This is a genomic window from Brevibacillus porteri (genome assembly GCF_003013475.1).
Lineage (GTDB): Bacteria > Bacillota > Bacilli > Brevibacillales > Brevibacillaceae > Brevibacillus > Brevibacillus porteri.
The window spans coordinates 239,685-251,040 of the sequence record NZ_PXZO01000002.1 but is presented as its reverse complement, the minus strand read 5'-3'; the positions used below and the strand labels follow the sequence as shown (position 1 = coordinate 251,040).

The 11,356-nt window shown below is 48.4% G+C and carries 2 protein-coding genes; both read left to right on the top strand.

Translation table 11 applies throughout. The annotated features are described in order from the left end of the window. Positions 1-3 precede the first annotated feature (3 nt). Positions 4-2,691 (top strand): edeine non-ribosomal peptide synthetase EdeJ, encoded by a 2,688-nt coding sequence (gene edeJ, locus C7R92_RS03300; RefSeq protein WP_106833241.1) that lies wholly within the window; start codon positions 4-6, stop codon positions 2,689-2,691. Position 2,692: 1 nt separating this feature from the next. Then, a complete protein-coding gene (edeI, locus tag C7R92_RS03295) occupies positions 2,693-11,347 on the top strand; it encodes an edeine biosynthesis hybrid PKS-NRPS EdeI (protein ID WP_106833240.1) in 8,655 nt (2,884 codons plus the stop codon). The last annotated feature ends 9 nt before the right edge of the window (positions 11,348-11,356 follow it).

Here is an 11,356-nt window from a genome sequence, read left to right as displayed (position 1 = left end):
CATATGGAGACTACTATTTCGCAAAACATTCTGCTAACCAGTCGAAAATTTAGCCGGGAGGAGCACTACTGGCGCGAGAAGCTACAGGGGGAGTGGACGCTCTCCCTCCTTCCAACCGAAGGGACGGAGAAGGAGGGCGATGGGGAGGAGACAAAAGAAATATCTTTTGTATTTCCAGATGATTTGAACGCTGCCGTTGCGGCCCATTGCGATCATCATCCGATGAAGCTCTACCTGTTCCTTCTGTCGACGTTTCAAATCATGCTGAATCGGTATAAGCAGACAGACGACATGATCATTCTCACGCCCGTCTTTCAGAATCCGCTTCCCCCTAATGCTTGGAATCGGGTACTGCCGCTGCGTGTACGGATGCATCAAGAAGCTACTTTTGCAGAAGTGGCGAAAGAGGGTAAGCAGCTGGTCAAAGAGGCAATTGAGCATCAGAACTATCCGTTTTCGCAAATGATGCAATGGCTTGATCTATCCGACACCGATCTGATGACACTGACAGATACTGCTTTCGTACTAGAAAACATGCAAGATATTGCTGCTTTGGAAGGCCTGTCCCTGCAAGTGGTGTTTGCATTGAAGCAAACAGAAGATGGAATCACAGGTCGCGTACGGTATGCGGGCGAGCAGTTCCAAGAGGCTGTCATCGAACGCATGATCAGCCATTATCTACAAATTCTTCGTGAAGTGGTCGCCGATCCCAAGCGGTTGGTTCGCACAATCGATATGTTGACAGAAGCAGAGCGGACTGATCTGTTGTATACCCGCAATCAAACAGATGTTCCTCATTCTGCTCCAAAGCCGATTCATCAACTGATTGAAGAACAGGCAGCGCGTACTCCTCACCTAACAGCAGCTGTGTTTGGCAACAAAACCCTTACCTATGCTCAACTTAATGGGAAAGCGAATGGCCTAGCACACATGTTGAAGGACAGCGGCATTGGAAAAGGAAGCTATGTTCCGGTCTTGATGAATCGTAGCTTGAATTTGGTCATTTCCCTGCTAGCCGTGATGAAAACAGGTGCGGCATTTGTCCCACTAGACGTGCAGAGTCCGAACGAACGGAAAAAGCAGCTACTGGATGAATTGGATTGTCCGGTGACGCTGATCGGGCCAGAAATACGTCAGGAACCGTCATTCGTACAATTGACACGTGCTGTAATCGTCGATGCGGATGAATTCCGGGAAGAAGGGGACTTACATGTCCAGGTCGATGTGGACGACCCGATTTATGTGATCTATACATCTGGTTCCACCGGCAAACCAAAAGGTGCTGTCGTTCCTCATATCGGTATTTTCAATCGGTTTTGCTGGATGGATGAACACTACGGTTGTACGGAACAGGACGCCATTTTCCAAACGACTCCCCATCACTACGACAGTTCGGTCTGGCAACTTTTTTGGCCGCTCTTGCATGGTGGCCGTACGGTATTGCCGATTCCTGAATTTGAGATGACGCTCGATCAAGTGTTGCACGCCATTTCAACCTATCAGATTACGATTACCGACTTTGTGCCGTCGGTCTTCAACCTGCTGGTGGATCAAATGGAAACACGGCTGGATATACACGATTCACTTTCTTCGATTCGCCACCTGATCTTGGGGGGAGAGGAAATTACGGCTCACACCGTGCATCTGTTTCTTCAGCGGTTTTCCCACGTTCGTATTACGAATCTGTACGGTCCGACGGAGACGTCTATTGGTGTCATCTACTTTGAGATCGACCATACCCATCAGGGACCAATACCGATCGGAAAGCCGATAGCCAATACGAAAATTCTGCTGCTGGATTCAAATCGCAAACTAGTTCCGGCGGGACATCAAGGGGAGATTTATATAACAGGCTTGTGCTTGGGACACGGTTACTTGCACGATCCTGAGAAAACAGCAGCCAGCTTTGTTGACAACCCTTATCCGGAAATTGGTTATCAAAAGCTTTACCGGACAGGCGACCTTGGGCGTTATCTGCCGAATGGCAATATCAAGTTCTGCGGTCGCATCGATCATCAAGTAAAAGTACGCGGGCACCGAATTGAGCTTGGCGAGATTGATGAGGTTTTATTGTCCCACCCGCTAGTAAAAGAGTGTGCCGTGCTATTTCAAGAAGAGAAGGCTCGATTGTGCGCTTACTACGTACCGAATGCTCAGGAATTGACCGCAAGTGACTTGCGTGGTTATCTCAGCGAACGGCTTCCCGATCACATGATCCCTTCCTTTTTTGTCAGCATTGAAAAAATGCCGTTGACAGCAGGGGGCAAGATCAATCGCAAGCTACTGCCAGAAGTGGATGAACAACAGGCGTCCGATGCTGAATATGTAGCCCCACGAAATGAGAACGAAGAACAGTTGGTTACCATCTGGAAAGAAATCTTGGGAATCGAAAAAGTGGGGGTACACGACAGCTTTTTCCAGCTGGGAGGGAATTCCCTGCTGTTGCTCAAAATGCATGCGCAAATTGTAAAACAAGTGGATAGCGGGATTAGCGTCGCACATTTGTTTTCCTACTATACGATTGCTATGTTTGTGGATTTTCTCGAACAAAGAAAACAGGATCAGTTTGCATCAATGGAAGATCAAGGCGATGATGATGAATCTCTTTTGGAATTGCTGAGGGAGGTCAAGGAGGGAGTTCTCTCCGTAGACAAGGGTGCCGAACTGATCGACAAAAGGAAGGGGAAATAGGATGAGTTTGCTAAAAAAATACATCTTGCAGCAAGTGGCTGCTCATCGACTGCAAGAGAAGGAAGCACTTCCTTTGCTGAAAGAACTGTCCTCTGCCAACGTAAACACTCGCCAAGATATCGCGATCATCGGTATGGCTTGTCGTTTTCCCGGAGCCAGCAGCCTCGAAGAATACTGGAACAATTTGCAACAGGGGCACGATTCAATCAGTGATATCCCTGCTGCAAGGCGTCCAGATGTCGAGAGGGTAGCGAGAGAATTTTTTAACGACACAGATTTTACGTATGAGCGGATGGGTTATCTCGATCACGTGGATTTATTTGATCATGCGTTTTTCGAGATTTCACCTGCAGAGGCTCGAACCATGGATCCTTATCAACGGATGTTTCTCGAGTTGGCATGGGAAACATTTGAACATGCCGGGTATAGCGAGAAGATGATCAGCGGTTCTCCTACAGGCGTATTTCTGGGATATTGTGACAATGAATCACAATACCAGCGTGTGCTGAAAAACGTTGATTCGTCCTCGCTGGCTGGCAACGTTGCAGCAATTATTGCTTCACGAATTTCCTATTTGCTGAATCTGTCAGGTCCGAGCCAACTGATTAATACATCTTGCTCTTCCTCCTTGGTCGCTCTGCACCAAGCATGTCAGGCCATTGGAAATAACGATTGTCGAATGGCTCTCGTAGGTGGAGTGAACCTTTCCCTGTTTCCGATTCAACAAGATACTGATTTTGGCATCGTATCTGTAGAACGCAAAACCAAAGCATTTGATGACTTTGCTGATGGAACAGTATGGGGAGAAGGTCTTGGCGCTGTTCTTTTGAAGTCATACGATCAAGCAGTCAAGGACAACGACTATATCCATGCCGTGATCAAAAGCACAGCGGTCAATTGTGATGGCCGTTCTACTAGTATTACAGCGCCCAATGCGATTTCCCAGTCTGCTTTGTTGCGAACAACTTGGGAGCGGGCGCGAATCAATCCGGAGAGCATCTCCTACATTGAGGCACATGGGACCGGGACCAGATTAGGCGACCCTGTCGAGATTGAGGGGATCATGCATGCCTTTCAGAAAGTTTCAAAACGTAAGCAATTTTGCGCAATAGGCTCGGTCAAAAGCAATATCGGGCACACGATAGCGGCATCCGGTGTAGCTGGGATCATTAAGACGGCTTTGATGATGAAGCATCGTCAGATTCCGCCGACGCTGCATGTAAAACGTCCGAATACCTTAATTCCTTTTATAGATTCGCCTGTTTATATAAATGATGTGCTAAAGGCTTGGGATGTAGAGGCTGACCAACCTGTGAGGAGAGCCGGCATAAGTGCATTCGGCCTGAGCGGGACAAACGCCCACGTCATATTGGAAGAGCCTCCTAAGCGCGAGGCGACAGCCGTTTCAGAATCTGACAATTACCTATTTACGTTATCTGCCAAGACAAGTGAGTCACTATGGGATTTGCTTGAGAAATACCAAGCATTTTTATCAGCGCCTTCTGAGCATTCCCTTCTTGATATGTGCGCTACTGCTAATACTGGGCGCGGACACTATCGGTATCGCCTTGGCTTTATTATCAACAGCAAAGAGGACCTTTTGCAGAAGATCCATGGCCTGTGCGCGGGAAAACGGATGGAGGACGGTGCTCCGCTTGTTGATGGGAACCAGGTGTTCTACGGGGTATTGAATTCCCGTGGTGAAAGTTCACTGCCGATCAGCATGCAATTAGACAGCTCTGACCCAGTAGACATGGCGAAACAGTACGTGCGAGGGGTGCCAATCAATTGGCATGAATACTACCGTCCAGTTAAATGGAAAAAAGTACCTTTGCCAACCTATTCCTTTGCCAAAACCCGCCACTGGGTGCAATCGGATCAACCTGTAAGCGAAACAATTGAGCAGTCCGCTGCTGTAGCAACTGAGGCGGCACATGAGAACGCAACTGCTGATGTTCATAAAATTGCTTCCACCTTCTTTACGTTTGGGGAAACTTTACTGAATCAGGTGAATGTCCAAAAGCAAACAGGCTTGGAAGAGGATGAGACTTTTTATTCCGGCTTGTCATCGCTTGAATGCTTCAATCAACTGGGCGTTTTCCACAAGCAGAGTCAAACGTATACGCTGGAAGAATTGCGTGAAGCTGTAAGGTTTGATGGAAGGAATGAACATCTCTTCCAACTAATGCTTGGGCTCGTCGTTCAAGCGACCCTTGTTGAACAAGTTGCAGGAACATATCGACTTGCTGCTCAAGCAGAGGGTCTTGATGCGGCAACGTTTTATCAGGATTGTCTGGATCGTTATCCGAATGAGCGAGAGACGTTCACCCAATTAAAAGCGTGTTTTGCCCATTACTCAACCATCATGACAGGGCAGACCGTACTTATGTCGGACGATACTTCTGACTTTTTCAAGCTGTATGCGGATCGCATTACTCTTGGAAACCCGTCTGGACTTATGGCAGTGGAAACAATTGCCCAATACATCCATTCGTGTAGCCGTCCTGTCCGTATTCTGGAGGTTGGAGGCGGTTCAAGCAGTCTTGCACGCCTCTTGCTACCGAAGATTGAAAATCAAGCAGTCACTTATCTGTTTACGGATTGTGTCCAAGGGACCCTCGATGAGACAGAAAAAGAGTGCAAAGAAGTGTATCCATTTGTGGAGTTCCGCCTGTTCAACATGGAGAAGGCCCCAGCCGAACAAGGATTCGATCTACACGCATACGATGTGATTATCGCTAATAATGCTATACACAGGACGAAGGATGTTCGGGCATCCTTATCGATTTTGCATCAGTTGCTTGCAGAGCAGGGCGTGCTGTTTGCGATTGAGCTCGTGAAAAATCGTTCAACGGCAAATGTGATCGGGGGGCTTGCCGCAGACTGGTGGCAGTACGAAGACACCGATCTGCGACACCAATCCAGACTGATGGATGCCTCACGCTGGGAAAAGGCTCTTCGGGATACGAACTATCAATCGGTTGCCATGTATCCGTCGTCAACAGCGCTGCTTGATCTGTCTGATTCAGTGTTATTGGTCGGGCACTCAGCGTATACGCCACAAGAGTATCGAGAGTGGCTCTACCAGATCAATTGGCAAACGAAAGAGCTAACAACCAATCATCAGTCCCAGCGTCCAGGGATCTGGTTAGTGTTTCAAGATGAAGGCGGCCTAGGGGAAACTCTTGCTGACGCGATGGCATCGGACGGACATGAAGTGTTCATACTTCGCAGCGGTGAGGCTTTTGCCTCCGTTTCTTCCCACGAGTTTATCCTAGACCCCAGCCAGCCAGAAGATCTGCGGCGTGTGTTCGAGAGACTCAGGGACAAAAAGGAAAAGCTGACTGGGATTATCCACTTATGGAGCTTGACCTCGGGCGCCCAACAGCCAAATGGTCTCGGAGAGCTTGAAGCTCTGGAGTCAGCGCAACATCTTGGCGTTTACAGTCTGTTCCATTTAACACAAGCGTTGCTTGACCTGGATCTGAAGCAGGTGCTAGATTTACGGATCGTTTCGAACTACGCACAAGCAGTAGATGACAACGGCCCTGTTTTTCCAGAAAAGGCTCCCTTGTTCGGTCTTGCCAAGGTTATCTCGCAGGAAAATCCAAAACTGCAATGCTTTAGCCTGGATCTCGCAACAGAGGGGCGTTCAACATCGCAGTTGGCTGGTCAGCTTCTAGCGGAAATTCGTTGCAATCGGGATGACACTTTGGTGGCTTATAGAGGAAATCGCATCGTACCAGAAATGAATCGCTGCGATATCGATCAAATTCCGAAACGGCCTGTAGAGATACGTGAAAATGGCGTTTACTTGATCGCCGGAGGTACCGGAAAACTGGGACTGGCATTTAGTAAGCATCTGGCCGCTCAAAAAAATGTGACGCTCGTGCTGATTAATCGTTCTCCACTTCCACCTAACCACGAGTGGCAGGAGCGTTTACAGCATCCAGACTGCAGTGCTGCTGAGGCACGAAAGCTGAGAGAACTGATTGAGCTAGAGGAAATGGGAGCGCAGGTAGTCTGCTACGCAGCCGACGTGTCCGACCGTCAGCAGATGGAGGATATTTCCGAGCAAGTCCGCGCCCGTTACGGACCGATCAACGGTATTATCCAATCCGCGGCGCATATCACCTTCGAGACGATTCAGACGAAGTCGTTTTCCCATTTTCAAAATGGTTTGAAAGCGAAGATGGCGGGCACAGTCATACTCGATCAAATAGCTGAACCGGAGCATCTGGATTTCTTTGTGATCTTCTCATCACTTGCTTCAATTTGGGGTGGAGCGACTGGCAGTGACTATGTCTCGTCCAACTGCTTCCTGGATGCCTATAGTGCAGCTCGCAATCGAACGGGAAAACCAACGATCGCTTTGAACTGGTATGCGTTTGAAGGCATAACAGGTCCTGGTTTTATCGGTTACATGCCAATGGATGGAGCGCTTCAGGCCTTTGATGCATCGCTGTCTTGCCAAACTGAGCATTTGATCATTGGACAATTTGATTTGCAAGTGCTGAAGGAATGGGCACCGTCGCTGAAAGTAAAGCTCGGAGACACGATCTTTGCAAGCGTGAAATCTCATAAAGAACGCGAAGTACCATCCGCAGTGACCATACAAAACCGTGTTGTTTTGTATGGCAGGGAGGAAGGCGATCACTACACGTTGTTGGAGCAAGCCTTGGGTCAGATTTGGTCCGATGTGCTGGGTTACTCCGAATTGAGCATTGACGACGACTTCTTCAGGCTGGGTGGCGATTCTCTTTTGGCAATCGGTATCGTTTCCCGTGTCACCAAGCAGTTGCAAAAAGAGATGACAATCACCGACCTGTTTCAGACTCCGACAATCCGTCAATTGGCTGTGTTACTGGCTCCGAATGAAGAATCAGCTGTGTCAGCGATTCCTGTAGCAGATTATCGGGAAGCTTATCCCGCCACATCGTCTCAGCAGAGAATTTATGTATTGGAACAAATGCAGGAAGGGGCAGTTGCCTACAACATCCCTACAGTCATGATGCTAGAAGGCGAGCTGGACAGAATGGCCTTCGAACGTGCATTTGTCTCGCTGGTGCAGCGTCATGAGTCGCTGCGCACCTCGTTTTCCATCGTGGATGGCGTTTTGATGCAAACCGTTCAACCGAGCGTAGATTTTACGTTGGCGTATTGTGAAGTCGACGAGTACGAGGCAAAGAGAACAGTCGAACAATTCATTCGACCATTTGACTTGTCAAAAGCTCCGCTTGTTCGCGGTATGCTCATTCGCATGGATGTCAACAAACACTTGTTGCTGTTCGACATGCATCACATTATTTCCGATGGTGTATCCATCAACATTTTGATCCGTGAGTTCTTCCAATTGTATCAGGGACTCGAGTTGCCCGAGCTTCGGATTCAATATAAAGACTACAGCGTGTGGCAAACAGAGCAGCTGGACAATGGGGTATTGGCCGCTCAGGAGAAATTCTGGCTAAAAGAGCTGGATGGAGAACTTCCTGTGCTTAATCTGCCTACGGACCACCCTCGACCGTCCGTCCAGAGCTTTGAGGGAGATGTCCTTACCTTTGAGATTCCTCAAGAGATGACAGAGAAGATACTGGCACTGGCAAAAAACAATGGTTCAACCTTGTACATGACGCTACTGGGAGCGCTCACCATTATGATGTCGAAATACGCTGGCGAAGAAGACATTATCATTGGATCGCCAGTGGCTGGCCGTCATCATGCAGACCTGGAAAACATCGTTGGTGTCTTTCTGAACACACTGGCGATGAGAAACTTCCCGCGAAGCAATCGAACCGTGACAGATTTCCTTCAGGAAGTAAAAGAACGGGCACTGGCGGCGCTCTCTCATGCCGATTATTCGTTTGAAATGCTGGTGGATCGTCTGACGCTGCAAAAAGATACGGCGCGCAACCCACTGTTTGATGTGATGTTCATTTTGCAAAATACCGGCGATGCGAAGGAAAGCATGAGTGCAAATGGGTTGACGCTCTCTCCTTATCCATTTGAACAGCGCTCTGCCCAGTTTGATCTGACCTTTGACATCATTGAGCGAGAACAGCGCCTGATTGTCGATATCGAATACAGCAACAAGCTGTTTAGCAAAGAGACGATCGCGTCGATGTCCACACACTTCCAGAAGATTCTGGAGCAGATGGTGGAAGATCCTGAACAGTTGATCGGCAAGATGTCCATGCTGGCAGCAGAAGAACGCTTACTTCTGATAGAGCAATGGAATGACACGAGTTTGGAATACTCTCGTGAAAAAACAGTCGTCCAGCTCTTTGAAGAAGTAGTAGCAACACAGCCGAACGTGTTAGCTGTCACATGCGGAGATGAGAAAGTCACCTATGCGGAATTAAATCAGCGGGCAAACCAAGTAGCTCGTTTGATCAAGCAACACGGCGTCACTGCTGATACTTGCGTGAGCCTTTTGACGAATCGCTCTGTGGAAATGATGGTCGGACTCTTGGCGATCTTGAAAGCAGGGGCTGCGTTTGTTCCGATTGATCCGCAATATCCAGAAGAACGTATCTCCTACGTTTTGGAAAATAGCATGACTCGTCTCGTTTTAACCCACGATTCTCTGGCAGAGAAGCAGTGGGGAAGTGTTGTCCGAGTGGACGTAAATGATTCTCGGTTGGAGATGGAAGACGACTCCAATCTTCCGCCACAGGCTACACCTGACGATCTCGCCTATGTCATTTACACATCGGGTTCTACAGGCAAGCCTAAAGGCGTTATGGTTGAGCACGGCAATTTGATGAACTTCTGCTCAGGGATCGGGGAACACATCGATTTTGCCAGCGCAGACAAAATGCTGGCTGTGACAACGATTTCGTTTGATATTTTTCTGCTTGAAACGATTGTACCGCTGACAAAAGGGATGACCGTAGTCATTGCAACGGAAGAACAACAAGCAGACCCGCAAGTGCTCAAGGAGTTGATTTTGCAGGAAGAAATCACTTTCCTTCAACTGACGCCATCCCGTTTACAGCTCATGCTGGAAGAGAAGAGCAACTTGCACGCACTTGACTGCCTGAAAGCGATCCTGCTTGGAGGAGAAGCCCTTTCGGCGACTTTGTTCCAACGGCTTCGCACACAGACCAAGGCGAGACTTTACAATCTGTATGGTCCGACGGAAACAACGATTTGGTCTACGGTGCAGGACTTGACCGACGCAGGGGAAGTAACGATTGGCGCACCTTTGCCCAATACACAAGTCTACATCCTCGATGAGCATCTGCAAGTGCAGCCGATGAAGATCACTGGCGATCTTTACATTGCAGGGGATGGGGTAACGAGAGGCTACTTCGGTCAGCCAACACTGACGGCTGAGCGCTATATCCCTCATCCGTTTAAACCTGGTCAACGCATGTACAAAACAGGTGATCTCGCGAGATGGCTGCCGAATGGACGTATTGAATATGTGGGACGATCCGATTTTCAGTGCAAAGTACGCGGTTATCGCATCGAATTAGGTGAGATTGAAAGTGCCCTTTGCCAGCATCCGGATATTACGGAAGCGGTAGTCAGTGTGCGAGATACCGCTAGCGATCCTTACCTGGCTGCGTACTATATGGCAACTCGAACGTTGGACAGCGATGAATTGCGAGCTATGCTGAGCAAAAGTTTACCCGATTACATGATTCCACATTTCTATACGCATATGAGTATGTGGCCGCTGACACCAAACGGAAAACTGGATCGCAAATCATTGCCAGAGCCTGATGCCCTTCAAGACAAGCACACCGAATATCAAGCTCCAGCTACCAGACTGGAAGAACAGCTGGCTGACATTTGGCGGGAAGTGCTTAAGCGTGAAACGGTCAGTATGCAGGATAACTTCTTCCACATAGGTGGTAATTCGCTTTTACTGGTGCAAGTTCATGCCAAGCTTGAACAGCTTTACCCTGGACGGGTTCGAATTGCCGATTTGTTCGCCCATCCTACGCTGTTTGGCCTAACCAACTTTTTGAAGAACACCGTTTTAGATGTAGCAGATGAACAAGAGGAAACCGATACGACCACTTATTGGTTGAAGGAGTTGGATCGTGTCTCGCTGATAGAGTTGCCGTCTCAGTATTGGGTTAGTGGAGAAGCGAATTCGGACACAAACTGGGTCCAATTCTCACTTACGGATGATCTGTTTGAAAATGTGCAGCAGGTAAGTCAAATGGAGGCTGTTGAGGTTAGAGACGTCCTGCTTTCGATGTATCTATACCTCATGGCTGAATTGACAGGACAGCAGGATCTTTATATGGAAGTGGCTGTCGCCAAGGAGCTGCAGATGATTGCCTATCCATTCCGGGTGAACATGTCAGAGGTCAATACCTTCTTCGATCTATTCAAGCAGGTGCAGCAGAAGCGACAGTTCATCGAGAAAATGACGGGAGAAGCCTCGTTGTGGCTAAAAAAATTGCGGACGGATCGCAACGACGGAACCATTATTCCATTCTTCGGCAGTGTCAATGAGTTTACAGATGCATCATTCACACACCTTGAACATGAGCTTACTTTCTGGATCAAGGAAGGAAAAGACGTGATTGATATCGTATGTGCATTCGACCCAGATTGCCTCCGCGCAGAAAAAGTCACGGAGATGACTCAGGATTACCAGCAATTGCTCAGGATGCTAGTGAATGAATACATGACGTAAAGAAGGGTG